At 36.4% G+C, this 19092-nt stretch carries 19 protein-coding genes and 1 pseudogene; 16 read left to right on the top strand and 4 right to left on the bottom strand.

Annotated elements, in window-relative coordinates:
• Positions 1–2 precede the first annotated feature (2 nt).
• Positions 3–566 carry an RNA 2',3'-cyclic phosphodiesterase gene (thpR, locus tag EK386_RS10625; RefSeq protein WP_126659147.1) on the top strand — a complete coding sequence of 188 codons (564 nt, stop codon included), beginning with the start codon at positions 3–5 and terminating at the stop codon, positions 564–566.
• Positions 567–902: 336 nt separating this feature from the next.
• Here the strand turns inward: thpR and EK386_RS10620 are convergent, their stop codons facing one another.
• On the bottom strand, positions 903–1265 hold the full coding sequence (locus tag EK386_RS10620; protein WP_126659146.1) for a rhodanese-like domain-containing protein: 363 nt from the start codon (positions 1263–1265) through the stop codon (positions 903–905).
• A gap of 156 nt (positions 1266–1421) precedes the next feature.
• On the opposite strand from EK386_RS10620, the gene EK386_RS10615 reads away from it, so the two are divergent.
• Entirely contained in the window at positions 1422–1766 is a 345-nt protein-coding gene (locus tag EK386_RS10615; protein WP_126659145.1) for a rhodanese-like domain-containing protein, read from the top strand.
• A gap of 274 nt (positions 1767–2040) precedes the next feature.
• Here EK386_RS10615 and helD read toward each other — a convergent pair whose 3' ends face one another.
• A complete protein-coding gene (gene helD / locus EK386_RS10610; RefSeq protein ID WP_126659144.1) occupies positions 2041–4278 on the bottom strand; it encodes an RNA polymerase recycling motor HelD in 2238 nt (745 codons plus the stop codon).
• A gap of 396 nt (positions 4279–4674) precedes the next feature.
• Here helD and EK386_RS10605 point away from each other — a divergent pair, with 396 nt between their 5' ends.
• Both EK386_RS10605 and EK386_RS10600 read left to right on the top strand, forming a co-directional pair.
• Positions 4675–5322, top strand: a complete 648-nt coding sequence (locus tag EK386_RS10605) for a cupin domain-containing protein (RefSeq protein WP_126659143.1) — start codon at positions 4675–4677, stop codon at positions 5320–5322.
• Between the two features lie 77 nt (positions 5323–5399).
• Positions 5400–5585, top strand: a pseudogene (locus EK386_RS10600) (P-type ATPase actuator domain-containing protein); the annotation flags it as partial.
• Positions 5586–5662: 77 nt separating this feature from the next.
• Here the strand turns inward: EK386_RS10600 and EK386_RS10595 are convergent.
• Entirely contained in the window at positions 5663–6190 is a 528-nt protein-coding gene (locus EK386_RS10595) for a hypothetical protein (RefSeq protein ID WP_126659141.1), read from the bottom strand.
• Between the two features lie 100 nt (positions 6191–6290).
• Between EK386_RS10595 and EK386_RS10590 the strand changes: the two genes are divergently transcribed.
• Both EK386_RS10590 and EK386_RS10585 read left to right on the top strand, forming a co-directional pair.
• The gene (locus EK386_RS10590; RefSeq protein ID WP_126659140.1) at positions 6291–6869 is read left to right on the top strand and encodes a TetR/AcrR family transcriptional regulator; all 579 of its coding nucleotides are present in this window, start codon (positions 6291–6293) and stop codon (positions 6867–6869) included.
• A gap of 26 nt (positions 6870–6895) precedes the next feature.
• Entirely contained in the window at positions 6896–7618 is a 723-nt protein-coding gene (locus EK386_RS10585) for a glycerophosphodiester phosphodiesterase (RefSeq protein ID WP_126659139.1), read from the top strand.
• A gap of 34 nt (positions 7619–7652) precedes the next feature.
• On the opposite strand, the gene EK386_RS10580 is transcribed toward EK386_RS10585, so the two are convergent.
• Positions 7653–8681, bottom strand: coding sequence for a DUF2804 domain-containing protein (locus EK386_RS10580; protein ID WP_126659138.1), 1029 nt, complete (start codon positions 8679–8681; stop codon positions 7653–7655).
• A gap of 275 nt (positions 8682–8956) precedes the next feature.
• Between EK386_RS10580 and EK386_RS10575 the strand changes: the two genes are divergently transcribed.
• The 10 genes from EK386_RS10575 (at position 8957) to EK386_RS10530 (ending at position 19091) form a co-directional block, all read left to right on the top strand.
• Positions 8957–9493 carry an amidase domain-containing protein gene (locus EK386_RS10575; RefSeq protein ID WP_126659137.1) on the top strand — a complete coding sequence of 179 codons (537 nt, stop codon included), beginning with the start codon at positions 8957–8959 and terminating at the stop codon, positions 9491–9493.
• 150 nt (positions 9494–9643) lie between these two features.
• Entirely contained in the window at positions 9644–10237 is a 594-nt protein-coding gene (locus EK386_RS10570) for a nitroreductase family protein (protein ID WP_126659136.1), read from the top strand.
• 296 nt (positions 10238–10533) lie between these two features.
• The gene (locus tag EK386_RS10565; RefSeq protein ID WP_126659135.1) at positions 10534–12738 is read left to right on the top strand and encodes an MMPL family transporter; all 2205 of its coding nucleotides are present in this window, start codon (positions 10534–10536) and stop codon (positions 12736–12738) included.
• A gap of 130 nt (positions 12739–12868) precedes the next feature.
• A complete protein-coding gene (locus EK386_RS10560; RefSeq protein ID WP_126659134.1) occupies positions 12869–13726 on the top strand; it encodes an HD domain-containing protein in 858 nt (285 codons plus the stop codon).
• A gap of 241 nt (positions 13727–13967) precedes the next feature.
• A complete protein-coding gene (locus tag EK386_RS10555) occupies positions 13968–14972 on the top strand; it encodes a hypothetical protein (RefSeq protein ID WP_126659133.1) in 1005 nt (334 codons plus the stop codon).
• Positions 14973–14985: 13 nt separating this feature from the next.
• Entirely contained in the window at positions 14986–15621 is a 636-nt protein-coding gene (locus EK386_RS10550; protein ID WP_126659132.1) for a hypothetical protein, read from the top strand.
• Positions 15618–16172: an NUDIX hydrolase gene (locus EK386_RS10545; RefSeq protein ID WP_126659131.1), complete on the top strand. Its 555-nt coding sequence runs from the start codon at positions 15618–15620 to the stop codon at positions 16170–16172. Before EK386_RS10550 ends, EK386_RS10545 begins: the two co-directional genes overlap by 4 nt.
• Positions 16173–16340: 168 nt before the next feature.
• Complete coding sequence (ggt, locus tag EK386_RS10540) at positions 16341–17978, top strand: gamma-glutamyltransferase (protein ID WP_126659130.1); 1638 nt, start codon at positions 16341–16343, stop codon at positions 17976–17978.
• A gap of 25 nt (positions 17979–18003) precedes the next feature.
• A complete protein-coding gene (locus tag EK386_RS10535) occupies positions 18004–18567 on the top strand; it encodes a chromate transporter (protein WP_126659197.1) in 564 nt (187 codons plus the stop codon).
• Positions 18564–19091 carry a chromate transporter gene (locus EK386_RS10530; protein ID WP_126659129.1) on the top strand — a complete coding sequence of 176 codons (528 nt, stop codon included), beginning with the start codon at positions 18564–18566 and terminating at the stop codon, positions 19089–19091. Before EK386_RS10535 ends, EK386_RS10530 begins: the two co-directional genes overlap by 4 nt.
• Position 19092 lies beyond the last annotated feature (1 nt).

Genomic DNA, 19092 nt, shown 5'->3' with positions numbered 1-19092 from the left:
ATATGGCAATCAAACATCACTACTTTTTTGCGGTAAAGCTACCAAATGAAGTGAAATCATTCTTAAATGAGTGGGTCCAAAAGAATAAAAAAACGTTTCCTTTTAAGCGATGGGTACACGAGCAGGATTATCATATAACCCTTGCATTTTTAGGAAATGTAGAAAAAGAGCTACTCAGTCAAACTGTTAAATCGGCAAAAGTTTTACTAAAGGGACAAAGGTTTTCATTAACGCTTAATAAAATAGGGACATTTGGTGCGGTGAAAAGCCCACGGATCTTTTGGGCAGATGTAGAACATTCCGCAGAACTAAATAATATACAAAGTTTCGTTTATAATCATTGTTTAGATCTTGGGTTTGAACTTGATAAAAAGCCTTTTCGACCACATATTACATTAGCTCGAAAGTGGGATAGTGAACAACCATTTCACCAAGATTCACTAACCTTTATTACAACAGAAGATGGAGAAAAGCTTACTTTTACTGTGAATGAAATTATCCTTTATGAATCACATATTGAAGAAACACCGAAATATAAGGAGTTTGCAAGTTTTCCTCTTCATTAAAAATAGTAGCTTTAAAATGATAAAAATCCGTTCTATTAATATATACTAACAGAGTTTCAAAAAAAGTTGACATAGTGAGAGGACTTAGCACACAAGCCGCAGAGCCAACTTGAAGCTGTCTCTACGACTTGTCTTTGGGCCAACACGATGTTGGTCATGGTGACAATGCCACACGATGTGGCGTTTTTGTCACCGGCTTTGTGAAAGGTCCTCTCACATAAAATGACGCCATCTAAACTTTCTTTATTTATTCGCGGCTTACAGTGGTAGGCCGCGCCTTCTTAATATAGGTTCTACTACTAGTGTGTTCTTATATATCATTAATAAGTAGCTTGTTTACTGAATATCCCCTTGCCAAGAAGACATACCTTCTGAAGTATTTATAATATCAAAGCCTTCTGTTAATAAAAGATCACTTGCTGTTTTAGAACGATTACCACTTCTGCATATCACAATATATTTTTCAGCTTTATCAATATTTGAGAAATCACCCGCTTGTAGCTCAGAAAGTGGTTTGTTAATAGCGCCAGGAATATGACCTTCCTCGAATTCATTTGGCTCACGTACGTCTAAAACAAGATAGCCGGAGTCGATTTTCTCTTGTGTATCAGCTAAAGAAATTGTTTCATAAGAAGATTCTTCATTACATCCAGTTAACATTAATAAAACTACCATCATTGTAAAAAATATTTTTCTCATTTCATTACCTCCTTTTTTATACAACTGAAACATACCTGTAGGGGTATAATATCCTGTTGTTAGTTATAAGTCAAATGCCAATATAGGAGGATCCTTCATTAGATTATGAAGAAGTCATGATATAATGAAAAGTGATTATTAAAGGAGTGGTATCAAATGGAATGGATCTTAATAATACTGCTTATCGCACTATTTATATATAGATTAATGCCGGCGAAAGGGATTAAAACTATCACGGCAAAAGAGTTAAAGCCGATGTTAAACGATCCGAATAAAGTATTTGTAGATGTTAGAACACCGTCAGAATTCAAAGGTCAAAGTATTCGTCAATTTATAAACATGCCCCTTCGTTCGGATTTTTCAAAACTCCCAAAGGACAAGGAGATTGTTGTGATCTGTCAGACTGGGATTAGAAGTAATCAAGCGTGTAAAAAATTAAAAAGACTCGGCTTCCGAAATATTACGAATGTACGAGGTGGGATAGGAACTTGGGAAGGTTAATTAGCCCAAGTTAACAAACTTCTATTTGATAATAGGTAATTAGCATTGGGTGCATAATTTTAGAACTCCTACAATATAATAAGAATAAAGGAGTGATATGATGAGAATTCCTGCATTACCACAACCTAAAATTACAAAACAAAAGGTGTCATTCTGGAAAGGTATATTTCGAATCTTTCATAAAATGATAGTAAAAAAACGTCATTTTGTTCGTATGCCGCCAACCAAAAGATAAAGCTGTTCTGTGCATATTAAAGCATAGAACAGCTTATTTTTAATTATCATCTAGTAAAAATACGCCTTTATTAGGACCGACTAAATATAATTCGTGCATTGCGCGGGTTAGTGCTACGTACAGTAACTTTCGATCAATGGGTGTATCGTAGTAGGGAGAATCGTAAGCAGCGATAATAACGGCATCAAATTCTAGTCCCTTTGCTAAATAGCTAGGAACAATAAGTAACTTTGCCTCATTTAGGTTCGATTCCTCACTTAACACTTGTGACTCTACACCGGCTGCATTCATTGAGGCGGCATAGGTTTTTGCTTCTTTTGCAGTTTTGCAAATTAGAGCAATGGATTTATGACCGTTTTGTTGTATTTTTTTATAAATGTCATCAATGATTTCAGCGTTAAATGTTTCACTTTGAACAAAAGTCGGTTCATTTCCATGGCGCACAACTGGTTCCACTAAAGGTAATGCTTCGTCCATTTTTGATAATATTTTATTTGCCACTTCCATTATTTCGATGGTCGTTCGGTAGCTTTTTTGTAATGTAAAATAGTTTGCGCGCGGGAATAAATTAAGTACCGGGTCCCATTCTGTTAAAGAACGATAACTATGAATGCCTTGTGCTAAATCACCAACCATTGTGAACATATCCGTTTCAAGACCAATCTTTAAAGCTGCTAATTGAAATAAGCTATAATCTTGAACCTCATCGATAAACACGACACGCATTTTCCATTGATCTGCAACCCCTTTAATTTTTGCATGTAAATAATAAATGGCTGCTAAATCCTCTAAAGACCATTTTTCTTTTAAATGGAATTGAATAAACCGTTCCTGTTCTTCAATAGTCCATTCAGGTGTAAGGTCTCGTAAAAGTACACGGTCTGTTAAAAATTTCCGATACATCGGTTTAATTTTTGCCTTTTCAAACCTCCGCATATAAGTGGTAGCTGCAGATTTTGCCTCTTGTTTAATTTTCGGTATTCGTTCATCTCGTTCATCGATAAATTTCGTTACCGTTTCTCTTCGTTTATCTGGATCCCGTAATCCATTTAATGCTTTGCCAATGATATCTTCATAGCGTTTATTTAATGTCGCTAGTACCGATTTTGCTTTTCGTTTTACCTCAGCCTGAACGACTTTCTTAATGCGTTCAATTCTTTTTTCAATAGGCATATAGGCAAATTCAGATAAAAATAGATTTTTTAAATGGCTACCGCGCATGATTTTGTATTTTTCAATGTAAACATCTTCATCAAAAAGTTGAGCCAGTGTTTGTTCGTGTAGTTTAATATAACGATCTAAAAAATCCCGATAAAGTAAGGAACCCTTGATTTTAGGTATGCTAAAGGAGGGAAGTGTATCAATGCCGTCTTCTACAATTTCCTCAAGTCGTTCGTTTGAGTTGGTTAGCTTTAGCTTAATCCCCGTAGCGTTTTGGACATACTCTTCATAAGTCGTTTGACAAATGTGTTCCACGCCAAGCTCAGGTAAAACATCACCTATATAGTCAATAAATAACTTGTTAGGTGCTAAAATCATTAGTTGCTCTGGGTTGAAATTTTCTCCCATCGTATATAAAAAGTACGAAATTCGGTGAAGGGCAATCGTTGTTTTTCCACTCCCAGCAGCACCTTGAACAAGGATGGGTTGACGAAGATGAGCTCGGATGATTTCGTTTTGCTCCTTTTGAATGGTAGCGACAATCTCTGTTAAGCGAACATCTGCTTTCCCAGATAATGCTTCCTGTAATAAGTCATCGTTTGTTGTTAAATCGACATCTTGGAAATTTAAGAGTTCACCATTTTCAATTTTATATTGACGTTTTGAGTAGAGGTGGCCGGTAAATATTTCGTCACGAACTGGATATGTAATTTCACCGAGGCGCCCATCATAGTAGACGTTTGCTACAGGGGAACGCCAATCAACAATAATTGGTTCAAAGGTTTCGTTATGAAAGAGCGACGTTTTTCCAATATACAAAAGTTCCTCTGCTTCGCCATGGCGTTGAAAATGTATGCGAGCAAAGTAAGGCTTTTTTTTCACCGCTTCAAGACTTTCTTTTTGGTTAAGAGCTAATTCAAAAAAGCGGGAGTTTGTAAGAATGTTGATATAGCTATCACTAGAATCAATATACTCAAGGTTCGCCATAGATTCCTTAATTTTATCTTGAACTGCTTTTAAATCACGTTGAGAAGCAGCAAGGATCTCATCCATATACTGTTTCGTATACTCTAAACGCTCCACTTCTTGTTGGAAGTCATGCTTAAGTTCCGACATTTCCAGGTCCTCCAATCCATCTAATGTACGTACATAAAGTTAGAATATAATCTTACTAAATTTTAGTTATGAAGTGAAGTTTTGTATAGGAAGGGTAAATCTATGACTATTTGGATAAGTTGAAGATATTCAACCGTGGGAAGGGGGATACATATGAGGTTATTTTTAGGTAGAGCCATAATCGTGTTGGTCATTTTTACATACTTTTACGCTTTTACAGTAGGCGATCCATCGGCTAGATACTTAAAATATATTGTACTAATGGTATTTGCCATCATCAGTCTAAATTATCTTAAATGGAATAAAAATTAATTTTTCTAACTGTTCACCCCGGGCCAATTCACTACATAACATACCTATATGTTTTGTGTGAATGAAAAAGAGGGGAAGAAATGAATGGCTTCATCTATGGATTACACATCTCCGTCGACGCAATTTACTTTTGACTTAAATAAAAGTCCATTGTTCAAAAAGGATAACAACAACTTTATTAACGTATTAGGTATAAAACAACTGAATACCCTTGAGAATGTGTCGCTCTTGGATATTTTTTTAAGTAAGGGTAATGTGGTTGAACCGCACTATCACCAAAATGCGGCTGAATTGGTCTATTGTATTTCCGGTTGTGCAACAGTATCGATTTTAAATCCTTTTACGAAAGAAATGCTCAATTACACCATTACACCCGGACAAGTGGCGAATGTACCACAAGGCTGGTGGCATTACGAAGTGGCTTTAGTTGATAATACGCATTTATTGGCCATTTTCGATGCACCTACGCCAGAAGTAATTTTAGGCTCTGATATTTTGAAATTTACCCCATCAAATATTATGGCGCATACGTATTGTCTTGATGAAAATCAATGGAAGCAAGCCATTGCCCCTGTAAAACCATCCACCTATATAGGTCCATACAAAGATTGCAACAGAATGAAGGATACTATACCTAATCAAAATCAACAGTATCATCAATCATACAATGTCCAACACTCCCCAAATACAGCATACCCTTATCAGTTTTTCGGACAATATTGGGGCTATTAAATCAAATCGCACGCTTAGGCATGGGAGATTTTCCGTGTCTTTTTGTATTTGCTTACTTCAAATACTGGAATAGTTCATCCTGCGTAACTCAAGCAACCATAACGGATGAATCGGTATCTGCTGATAAAACGGTACAAGAAAAAGTATGTGCGGGAACGTTAAACGAAGAGGGGTTAATTAGAAATGATATTATGAAGTTAGTAGAGGATACAACCATTGCAAAAACTATTGGACTTGTTGAGGAAGTGCCAGTAGAATGCGCATGATCTCAAGCGTTTCTCTATAAGTTTGCATTATGATAGGGCATGTTTTGAAATTTCTAAGCATGCCCTTTTATGTGTTATGATATTGCTTTCTTTGGGAATAAAATATAGGACAAACTAATGGCACCGTCTATGAGTAGAACGATCGACCACGTTTTCCAAATCCCCCGTATTGCCTCAGTACTTTCCGTGCCAACAAAGCTAATGATTGCCCAAAACATCACACTACCGATAGCGAAAGAAACAAGATGTCTTAACCACATCTTCAACTCGTGTTTGCCTTTCTCTATGCCAAATAATGTTTGCTTAGTTGATGGCCTTTTTAAGATCCAAGTTTGGAACTTTTCATCTGCCCATGCAATCATTGTTTTTCCGTAAGCAATGGAAACTCCAATATAAATGACCGAAATTCCGTGAGCGGTAGTAGCAATCGCACCGTTTTTTAAATCAACAACAGTCAGTGCAATAAGTGCTAAATCAATAAGTGGAGTTAGCAGTAATAATAAAATACTCGTTTTTTTCCACTTCATTATATACCTAGCAAAAAGACCTGCAATGATTACAATCCAAAAGGTAATTTCAGCAGCAATGATCCATTTTATCATTATCGTTCCCCTTATTTTAATACATTTGTATTAAAAATGATAACATGCGATTTTTATTAATACAACTGTATTATTTAAAAAATTAAGCTATAATAAATTCATGCCGAAAATAGTGAATCATGAAGAAAGAAAAGCGTTAATCGCAAAAGCAACATGGAGTGTCATTGCACGAGAGGGACTTGGAGGGGCTTCTGTACGTTCCATTGCAAAGGAGGCGAATCTTTCACTTGGAGCCGTTCGTCATTACTTTAATACACAAGAAGAATTGCTGGAGTTTGCCATGAAGCTTGTGGAAGAACAAGTAACAGAACGAATTATCGAACATACAAAGCAGCCCCTTCCACCAAAACAATTAACATTAAATATGTTAATGGAGCTCGTCCCAGTTGGAGAACGTATAGTAGAAATGCAAGTCTGGCTCGAATATGTTTCCTATAAGTTGCGAAAAAAAAATTTACAGGAAGACGCCGTTCATGATGGAATAGTGTTCATCATAAACCAATTGAATGATGCTGGATTATTAAAAAAGGGGCTTAACTTAGAAGAAGAAATTATACGTTTACACGCTCTAATCGATGGACTTGCATTGCATTTATTAATGGGTGTTGTCCCAATTGATGCTGATAAAATAGAAGCACTCATTAAAAGGGAATTGGATAGGATTTTTTTAGAAGGTTAGCATTTACTAAAGGGTGGTTTATTTATATGAAAATCTTTGCACACCGTGGTTACTCAGCGAAATATCCTGAAAATACGTTAGCTGCTTTTCGTGCTGCAGCGCATCTGCCCATATATGGTGTAGAGTTGGATGTACATCTCACAAAGGATCAACAGATGGTCGTTATTCATGATGAAACCATTGATCGAACGTCCAATGGTAGTGGTTTCGTAAAGGATATGACCCTAGAAGAATTGCGGAAATTTGATTATGGATCTTGGTTTAGTGAAGAGTTCTCAGGTGAAAAAATACCGACTTTATCAGAAGTGTTAGCGATTTTTTGTAATACGAACTATCGAGTGAACATTGAATTGAAATCTGATATTTTTGTTTACGTAGGTTTAGAAAAACTAGTATTACAAGCAGTGAAATCGTTTGACATGATGGAACAAGTAATCTTATCATCCTTTGACCATGAAGCAGTAGCACGAGTTGCGCGGCTGAATCCAATGGTTGAAAATGCTGCGTTATTTGCCAATGGAATATTGAATATAACGGATTATCAAAAATCGATACCTGCTAAATCTTTGCATGTGTCACTTCCGTCAGCCGTTCGCAAGCCGATTTTAGAGGCAATGCAAGAAGGAGCAATAGTAAGAGTCTATACAGTAAATGAAATTGAACATGCAGAAGTTCTTTTCAATATTGGTGTAGATGCTATTTTTACCGATGAACCGGAGAGAATGTTAGCGTTTTTGTCGGGAAAATAAGTGGGATGCTCAGTATGCGAGCATCCCCATTTTTCTACCACTTCGCCACGTGTTCTTCAATGCAGCCTAGCATTTGATGAATCGTTAGTGTGCTGCCATCATCTAATTTGACTTGCCCACCGTAATAACCAACCATTTGATGGACTTCCGATTTTACTAACTTTGCATTGGTTTGGGCAACACGTTCAAAGAAGGGATGGAAGGTTAGCATCACTTGGTCAGAAAACTTTGTCGTAATGTACCATGGTTTCATGAAATTAGAACGGTCATAAGAAAAAATTACATCTTCATGGATTTTAGTCATTTTCCCATTTACAAACACAGCATTTTCCGTCATTCCTGTTCCATCAGTCCAATGCCCACCAAAATTTAGCCCAATACGCTTATCTCGAATTTGCTGAGAGGCCATTCCCCAATTCCAGAGTGCTTCTCGTGGCCATATACCCCGACCAAAATCTAAAACGGCAAAACAATCCTCTGCAGAAAAATGAAACGTACGATTTCCGATTTTCACCATACCAGTAGTAGGTAGAGTGTGGTGTTTCGCGGTGAATTGAAAAGTTTGGCGATTCCATGGGACAACAACATTTAGAGATTCATCGTCTTGTGGATGGTGGATCATCAGCTCAGCGTGAAGCTCTTCATTATCAAAATTACTTGAAGTAACATTTAAAAACGTTTGATTTTGAAGATGCGTTATATGGAGGTTGACTTCATTATTTGAAAATCTTAAAGGTTCTAACACTCTTGTTGGCATTTTTAACTTACTACCGATACCAAGAGGGATTGTAACACTCTTTTCAAAGAAACGCTGTGTTTCGTATTCTAAAAAATAAATGAAACAAACCGCAGCATAATCAAAATGACAAACGGTTACAGAAAATAATATTTCTTCACCAAAAACACACCAGTAATTCCACTTTTTCTTTCTTAAGAAATGACCAGATAAATTGGAATCTATAATCGGTTTGCGTGCATATCCAATTGCCTCAGGATTTAAGTTCCCCTTATTGTCACAAAGCCTAGTTAGATTAACAATTTCTCTCTCAGCGTGCTGCGTCAAAGCCAACATCCTCTCACATACATTCTGATCTATATTTGTTTCTATCTATAGGAAGTAAAATATGATAATCCATTGTAAAATATATCACCCATTATGTATTTGTAATATTTTTAATATTAATTTAGATACTCGAACTTTCTTTGATTTATTGTACCAAATTATGTATAGAGTTGCTTAAATTTGAACTGTGTAAATGTTAGAAACCTGTTACAAAAGTACAAATTTTGACAAAATAAAATTTCCACTGCATAGGATAGTAAAAAGGAGGGCTAGATATAGCTTCGTATTATAATCGACAAGCTGCTGTCCAATATGCAAGGAATTGGTGGAACGGGCGAAATCCAAATTATCCATCCTTCCAAGATGATTGTACAAATTTTATTTCGCAATGTTTACGAGCAGGGGGTGCCCCAATGAGTGGTTATCCGAATCGTGCTCGTGGATGGTGGATTACGGATGGTTGGAAGAGTGGTCGTGGAACAGGTGGCTATTATTCTAATGAAACATGGAGTTATAGTTGGACGGTTTCCAGTAGCTTACGTTGGTATTTGGAAAGTGCAAAATCGGGACTTACAGCAAAACGTGTGCAATCTCCCTCTGAATTGAACATAGGGGATGTTATTTTTTATGATTTTCAAGGAGACGGTCGAATCGATCATAGTACAATTGTAACAAGTATAGTAAATGGAGTTCCTTATATTCATGCACACACAGTAAATAGTCAAGATCGTCATTATGATTATTCCAATTCCCATGCCTATACACCTAATACAAAATATTATTTTTTTAAAATTGATGATGTATTTAACTAATTCGCGCTATCAATATATTTAATAAGTCATGATTATAGTGGGAGATAGTAGGATTGAATGATGTATTTTAAATCATAGTAATTTGTGTTAAGGTAATTTAGATAAAGATATTACAAAAGGTCTAGTTTATAATAAGGGGAGACGTAATTAATGAGCGAACAATCGTTATCTGTAAGAGAAGCAATTATCGGAAGACGTTCAATAAAAAAATTTAACGGCCAACCAGTAGATCGAGAAGATTTAATGCAAATCATTGATGATGCAGTATGGGCGCCAAATCATCAAAACAGAGAACCTTGGAGATTAGTTGTAGCTTGTGGTAAAGAATTATTTGACTTACATGAACTGCTCCGAAACATGGCAATTCCAAAATGGAAAGAGCTAACGGAGGAAACATTGGAGAAGCAAATGCAAAAGTTTACTACTCCAGGAGCATATGTATTTGTTATCGTCCCTGAAGATGTTCGACAAAAACAGCGATTAGAAGATTACGCAGCTGCGAGTATTTTTATTCAAAATATTCAACTGCTTGCTTGGGATTACGGGATTGGCGCTTGTTGGAAAACACCAGACTTTTTAGATGCACCAGCTTTCCGTGAAGCTCTTGGTGTAAAACAAGGTGAACGAATTATTTCAATGCTTCAATTGGGGTATTTTGATGATCTTCCAAAAGCTGCTGAACGTAAAAAGGCGAAAGAAATTGTGACGATTTTTGGTCAATTAGAAAATAACGAAGAAGAATAAGCTGTTAAATAACGCCTTTTTATTATATTTGAATAATAAAAAGACGTTGATTAGTCTTTAAATAATGTATTGGTTTCAATGTTGTTTTAGTGCTTTTTTAATGGAAATATTTTCTTTTTCGTTGTATTTCCAATTTACTTTTAAAAAATGTAAATTCAGGAAATGGTTTTTAGAATAGTATAAAATGTAACGCAAGGATAACTGTTTCGTTTCCTTGCGTTTTTTAGTGACCCTTTTTTATAAACAAAATTTGTAATTACAAAGTTAAGATGCAATTTGACAAAGGAGGATAATAAATGTCAAAACACCCATTAGAAAAGTGGGGCAATTTAGTTGGAAATAAACGCTCTCGGTGGGTTACGTTAATTTTATGGATATTAATTGTTGGCGTATTATCCATGACGTTGCCGCAAATCAATAGTGTAGAAAATTTTAGTGGCAGCGATTTGCCTGAAGATGTGATGAGTGAACGGGCAGCGTCAATTATTGAAGAACAGTTTCCATCAGATGCAGGACTTCCGCTTTTAATTGTTTGGTATAAAGAGGCTGGACTTGAATTAGAGGATTTACAAGGTATTCAAACTTTGTATAAAGAACTTGGTGAAAATCCACTAGATGGGCAATCAATGATTCCTCCATTTGGAGAGCTACCAACAGAAGCGCTTTTAGGTAGTGTTTCTGAAAACGGATCTTCTATTGTAACACCTGTCTTTTTTGATGAAACAACGGATACTGAAGTTATTAAAGAGAATTTAGCAAAGATTAGTGAGATGACGGAAGAGGCAATTGGTGAAAATCCGTATAGTACCAATCTTGAGGAGGATGTATTACATGCGCGCTTCTCAGGTCCGGCGGGGATTTCAGTCGATGCAACAGATTTATTTATGCAAGCGGATGTGAAGCTTTTAATTGCTACGGTGATCTTAATTTTAATTTTATTAATTGTCATTTATCGTTCGCCAATTTTAGCCATTACACCACTAATCGTAGTGGGAATTGCTTATGGTGCTATTAGTCCACTGCTAGGCTGGTTTGCAGATAACGGGTGGATCGATAAAGATGCGCAAGCTGTATCAATCATGACGGTACTTTTATTTGGTGCTGGAACAGACTATTGTTTATTTTTAATCACACGATATCGTGAAAAGTTACTCGAAGAAGAAAATAAATTTATAGCCCTTAGTCAAGCGATGAAAGAATCGGGTGGGGCAATATTAATGAGTGCGTTAACAGTATTCATTGGATTAGCGACACTTGGATTAGCGAATTTTGGGGCGTTTGAACGCTTTGCTGTACCATTTAGTTTTGCAATTTTTATTATGGGAATCGCTGCTTTAACGATTTTACCAGCAATTTTAGCAATTATGGGACGTGTCGCATTCTTCCCATTTGTTCCTCGTACAGAAGATATGGAACGCAAACGTGCGCAAGAAAAGAACAAACCTTACAAAGAACCGAAGCCGAAACATCCGATCATGACGAAAATCGGGGAATTTGTTACGGAAAAACCATGGTTAGTCATCATCGTTACGATGGTGGTGCTTGGTGGATTAGCGTTAACTTCAACACAAATTAAGTACAATTATGATTTATTATCATCCTTCCCTGAGGATATGCCTTCCCGTGAAGGATTCACAATCATTGCAGAAAACTTTTCGCCTGGTGAATTAGCACCTGTCCAAATTATTGTGGATACAAAAGGGGAAGAGGTAAATTTAACAAAACAAATAGACTCCCTTTTCTATATTGATGTTGTGAGTGAGCCTATAGTAAGTGAAAAAGATCCAAACATTCAGTTATACGAAGCAGATTTAAATGTAAATCCATATGCCAATGAAGCGATGGATGTAATCCCAACATTAAAAGCAGATATTGAAACAATGCTTTCTGGTGCGGGTGTTGACGCAGTGGATGAAAGCTATTGGATTGGTGGAGAAACGAGTTCACAAGTAGATAAAAAAATGGTGCAAGAACGTGATGAATCCGTGATTCAACCTGTGATGGTAGTCATTATTGCGATTCTATTACTAGTGTATTTACGTTCGGTACCAGCAACAATTTATCTTGTGGGGACAGTATTAATTTCATTCTTTGCAGCATTGGGATTAGGCTGGTTAGTATTAACGACATTCTTCGGAGCAGAGTCCATTGCCAGTGCGCTTCCGTTATACTCATTCGTATTCTTAATAGCGCTAGGTGAAGACTATAACATCTTCATGATTTCGGAAGTTTGGAATAACCGAAAAACTCAAGGATTGAAAGAAGCGGTGAAAAATGGGGTCGCTCAAACAGGATCTGTTATTACTTCGGCAGGTCTCATTTTAGCGGGTACCTTTGCTGTATTAGCAACTTTACCAATTCAGCTACTTGTTCAATTTGGTGTCATTACAGCAATTGGTGTCTTAATCGATACCTTCATCGTGCGTCCGCTACTTGTTCCAGCCATAACAGTGGTACTAGGTCGTTATGCATTCTGGCCAGGGAAGTTGTGGAAGAAATAGTTTCTGGTGGTGCCTGGCACTCAAACAATTCACTACAATTCATATTTATGCAAAGCGCTTATCCTTGTCGAGGGGATAAGCGTTTTTGGTATAATTAATGGAATATTTGTTTTAAGAAGGAGGGACTCTTATGAATCTAATTGAAAAAGCTATTATTTTTGCAGCAAAAGCTCATGAAGGTCAGATGAGAAAATCGACAAATATCCCATATATCACACATCCATTTGCGGTAGGTATGCTTCTACAACAGGCAAAATGTTTAGAGGAAGTGATTGCTGCGGGGATATTGCATGACACGATTGAGGATACGGATGTAACCTATCCACAGCTAGTTGAGGAATTTAGCGAGAAAATCGCGAACCTTGTTCAAGCCGCATCAGAACACGATAAAAGTCTCCCGTGGGAAGAGAGAAAACGTCATACGATTCAAGGACTATCTAAAGCTTCATTAGAAGAAATCCAAGTGATTGTAGCAGATAAATTACATAATTTACGCTCTATACGGGAGGACCTTGAACGAGATGGCGAAACAGTATGGTCTCGCTTTAATCGTGGGAAAAAAGATCAGCATTGGTATTACAGTAGTATAGTGAAGGCTCTTTCTTCGCGTAAAAAAGAGTTTAAACTCATAGGACAGCTCGAAAAAGAGGTAAAAGCTGTGTTTGGATCAATAAATTGGATTACAAATAAAGAAATTGACATATTATTTAGCTGCGCTTATGGCATAGGTAATGAAGAAAAGTTAGAAAAAATTAAAGTTTTGGATTTGGCAAAGAAAATTACAGAAAATGCAAATAGGCTATATCGAGGCAATCAAGAACCTGCATGGGGAAAGCTAGAGGATTTATCTACTAGAGGAGTTAATTTTGAAACAAATTCTGATGGCCCAATAATCTTAGCTAGTTTTTGTATTGCTTTACAAGAGGAAATGCACTGGACGGACAATCAACTTTATCAACATTTTAAACGAAACATAAGTAAACTTTAGATCATTGAAGCATCGTTAAACAACGGTGCCTTTTTAATACAAAAAATCGATGTAATTTGCCATTTCTCAACAGAAGTTCGCTTTCTTAAACGAATTATAGAAATATTTCCCGAGAAATGTTTGATTTTGCGATTAAAATCGAAAATCCTTCTACAAATATTGAGTACCACATTTCATTACGTTATGGTAGAATCTTCAAGAAATTTATTGTTCGCTATTTTACAATCTAAAGGGGATTAATATGAAATTTACACGGTTTATTTTAGCTTTCCTCGGTGTACTATTCTTAGTTGGTTGTGATTCTGAAGAAGAGGTCGATCAAAAAGTACAAGATCATGTAATGGAAACCTATGGATTTGAAGTAGACTTCATTTATCGAGAATCCTTAAATGAAGGGAATATGGGCGATCGAATTTACCAAGTACAACGCAAAGATGATCCGAAAGTGGAATTTACCGTGGATCTTAAAGGAATGTGGGAAACGGATGTCGTAGGAGATAACTATAAAATCCAGGAAGAAACATTTTTAATAGGACAAAAGTTTTTAGACAAATATAATAACGAAATCTCAAAATTAAAAATATCCGATGTGGTTTTTCGTAAAGGCAATGGACTGCAAATTAATGTGAATTATAATTCTAATATTTCCACCTTCAAAGAGGATACAGTTCAGCCATTAATGGATTTTATTAATTTATTGAATACCTTTAAAAAGGAAGAAAAATTTGAAGAAAGCATTGAAGAACTGAACATTAATTATGTGAAAGAAAAATTGATGCAAGTAGAACAGATTGAGACAGTTACATCAATTGAGCAACTAAAAGAACAATTATATTTAGATTTGGATATATCAAATGAATCTTTAAAAGAAAGAGACGAACCGCTATTTATTGAACTAGAAAATGAGCTAAACAATCTAGGCTACGTATATGAATTCGGATTAAAAAGTGAAGATCCAAGATTCGAATCTTTTGGCTGCTTCCAAGAGTATTATGAAAATGGCGAATGTACGGAAGGGTATCGGATGTATTTAATCGGTGAAAGCATAGAGAAGGATAAGATATTTCAGCTAATTCAATATTTAAATAGCCATCCTGCACTTAAATTCCAAGATGTAATTATCTCAAATAGAAAAGATGAACGCGTTATTTTTGAAGATATTAAATTAATCAAAAGCATGTCAGATATCGATACCGTGTATTCAGGAGCAAATGAATCACTTGGTAGAGCAATGTTAAACACATAATAAGGAGAATGACATGACTATTCTAAACCGACTCTCCTCACAATTAGATCGAAGTGATGAACAACCTAATATTGAATTAGCCGAAGAACTTGTTAGGAACCACAATCTTGAAGGTGTCCAGGAGATTATTGATAATTTAGCTAACAAAGATAAAAAGATTAAACATGATTGTATTAAAGTGGCTTATGAAATTGGGAAACTGCAACCTGAATTGATTAGTCAAAATGCATTAATCTTTATTGAGCTCCTTAAAAGTAAAGATAATCGATTAATATGGGGTGCTATACAAGCCTTATCAACAATTGCCCTAGAAGTGCCAGAAATACTAATAGAGCACCTGCACGATATAAAACTCGCAATGAAAATTGGTTCGGTTATTACTGTTGATAAGGGGGTAATAACTCTAGCGAAATTAGCATCAGTAAACAATGAATATAATCAGCAGATTTTCTCTTATTTAATCGACCATTTAAAAAGCTGCCGAACAAAAGAAGTTCCACAACATGCAGAAAGTATTTCGATTGCCGTATCAGCTGACAATAAAGATGCATTTTTACAAGTTGTACAGGAACGAGAACCTTACTTTACCGAGCCCCAAAGAACGAGAATTAAAAAGCTCATAAAATCACTTGAAGGAGCAACCAGATGAACTTAAAACAACAAATTGAACAATATCAACCAGACAATGCGCAAGAGATAAAAGATCAAGAACTAATATTAAAATATATGGACTTATTTGATAATCTATTGACGAGAGAAAATGAATTTGCCCACTTTACAGCATCTGCATGGGTTGTGAATCAAAATCGAACAAAAGTATTAATGGCCTACCATAACATTTATCAATCCTGGTCATGGGTTGGTGGACATGCGGATGGAAATGCCAATCTACTTGAGGTTGCATTAAAAGAAACACAAGAAGAAACGGGGCTACAGAAGATAAAGCCTGTATCTGATGAGATGTATTCCATTGAAATATTAGGTGTTGCAGCTCATGAAAAAAAGGGCAACCATATCGCAACCCACGTACATTTAAATGTGACATATTTAATTGAAGCAGATGAAAATGAATTGTTACAAATTAAACCTGATGAAAATAGTGACATAGGTTGGTTTACGTTTGAAGATGCGATTGCGGCAAGTACAGAACCAGAGATGAAAGTAGTTTATAAGAAACTCAATGATAAACTTCGTAAATAAATAGATAAATGGAATGAAGATGGCTTAAGCAAACGCATTAAGTCGTCTTTTTATTATGTGAAAGAATTGCAAACTATTGGAATTTTGTTAAACTCTATATAATTGACTGAAAAAACTGAAAAGTAAAGTTTAGTTGATACATAGGGAGTATGAAGGGGGATTTTCATAATGAAACAACATCGCGCAACGACAATGTCTACAAAAGGGATGGTGACAACACCGCATTACCTTGCATCACAAGCTGCAATCACGACATTGCAAAAGGGCGGCAATGCCATTGAAGCAGCAATCGCAGCAGCATCTACAATAGGTGTTGTGTATCCTCATATGAATGGAATCGGTGGGGACAATTTTTGGTTGATTTACAATGCGAAGACAAAGGAATTAAAGGCATTAAATGCGAGTGGTCGTTCTGGAGAAATGGCAACCATCAACTTTTATAAATCTCAAGGATACACAAAAATTCCATCACGAGGAGCGCTTGCTGCAAATACAGTACCAGGTGCTGTAGCGGGATGGGGGCAAGCATATGCGTATTCGAATGAAGAGATGAACGGCTCTTTATCTTGGGCTAGTTTACTAGAATCTGCAATTCATTATGCAAAAGAAGGGTTTCCGGTAACGCCGAGTCAAGAATATTGGACATCAGTAAATTTAGACGAAAAGGATACAGAATTCCGAGCACTTGGACGATATGCTGGTTTTAAACAAGTCTTTTTAAAAGGTAATCGGCCATATCAAGCTGGTGATGTTATGAAGCAAATGGATTTAGCCAAGACATTAACAGCGATTGCAGAAAATGGTGCAAATCACTTTTATAACAGTGAACTAACAGAAAAAGTTGTAGCGGATTTACAAAAACATGGTGGTATTTTAACTGTGGAAGACTTCAAAAAGCATACAAGTGATTGGGTAAAACCAATTTCAGTTCCATATAGAGACTATGTTGCTTATAATTTACCTCCAAATACACAGGGGATGGCTTCATTATCGATATTAAATATTTTAAATCATATTAATATGAAAGAAATTGAAGAGGGTTCATCTACTTATTACCATGTACTAGTGGAGGCAATTAAACATGCATTTGTTGACCGAGATCGCTATTTAACAGATCCAAACTTTATGGATATACCAATAAGCGAAATTTTAAGCGAGCAACATGGATTAGAACTTGCTGAAAAAATTAGAGATAGTGATCGGGCAAAAGAATTACAATTACTAGATGCAAAGGGAGATACAGTTTGGTTGGGGATTGTAGATGAGTATGGCAATGCCGTTTCATTTATTCAAAGTATCTATCACGAATTCGGTTCGGGCTTTATACCTGAAGGCACGGGGATTGTATTGCAAAATCGGGGTAGCTATTTTTCGCTAGACGAAAACCATGTAAATGCCCTCGCTCCAAGAAAACGTTCCTTCCATACATTAAATCCAGCCATGTTGTTAAAGAATGGCAAGCCTACGTTAGTCTATGGAACGATGGGTGGAGAAGGACAGCCACAAACACAAGCGGCTTTAGTGACACGAATTGTTGATTATGGCATGAATGTACAAGAGGCGATTGAAGCACCGAGATGGCTTTATGGACGCACTTGGGGAGCCTCATCTAATAGTTTAAAAGTCGAAAATCGTATTTCAAACGAGGTGCTTACTGAATTAAAACATCTGGGTCATGACATAGAAGTGTTAGAAGAGTTTACGGATACAATGGGGCATGCAGGTGGTATTTTAATAGATGAAAAAACCAATGTAAAATTTGGCGGAGCAGACCCAAGAGGAGATGGCATGGCAATTGGCTACTAACAAGGCATTTACAGAGAAGGAATTTATGGCGAAACAAAATGCTATTTTTATTGCCTTCTTTCGATCAGGAATATTGGGGTTTGGCGGGGGTCCCTCAACCATTCCCCTCGTCCACAAAGAAGTAGTTGAAACATTTCAAATGATGACGGATGAAGAATTTTCGGATGTGTTATCAATAGGTAATACATTACCAGGACCAATTGCAACAAAAATGGCTGGTTATATTGGGTATCGTGTTGGTGGATGGGTTGGACTGATTAATGCTTTAATCGCAACGGTTTTGCCTACAGTGTTGCTCATGATTATTCTATTAGCCTCATTAAATGAATTTAAAGATTTTGATTTTGTCAAAGGAATGACCAATGGCGTTGTACCTATTGTGGCGATTATGCTCGGTGTACTTACTTGGGATTTCTTAATAAAGTCAAAGAAATCGTTGGGATGGAAGGTCGGGTCAATCATATTAGCAGCATCATTTATTTGTATGATAGTGCTACAGATACACCCAGGGATTGTCATTGCAGTTTTACTGTTACTTGCTTTATTCCTTCCGATTAAGAAGTCTAAAGAAGAAGGTGAGCAAACGTGATCTACCTTCAAATCTTTTTCGCATTTTTTTATCCAGGGATACTTGGCTATGGTGGAGGTCCTTCTACAATTCCACTGATTGAGCATGAAGTGGTAGAGAAATACGGCTGGATGACAACAACCGAATTTAGTGAGGTATTAGCTTTTGGCAATGCATTACCGGGTCCTATTGCGACAAAAATGGCTGGATTTATTGGCTATGAAGTAGGTGGCGTGTTCGGTGCAATTGTCGCCCTATTCGCAACAGTAGGACCATCCTTACTATTAATGCTAATATTATTGAATATTTTGTACCGATATCGAAATTCACCCAGAGTCAAAAGGTTATCTAGCTTTGTATTACCAGCAATCGCAATTTTATTGGCGGAGATGACATTTGACTTTTTTCACACTTCCTATGATGCAACGGGGTTAATTGCAACAATCGTATTACTCGTTTGCGCTTATGTAGCATTGGAGAAAATGAAAATTCACCCAGCCTTTGTTATTATGGGTGGTTTAGTTGTAGGTGGTATATTTTTATAAA

It is taken from the genome of Lysinibacillus antri (genome assembly GCF_003977595.1).
Lineage (GTDB): Bacteria > Bacillota > Bacilli > Bacillales_A > Planococcaceae > Ureibacillus > Ureibacillus antri.
Note: the sequence above shows the minus strand (reverse complement) of the source record. Positions and strands in the feature narration are given on the sequence as shown.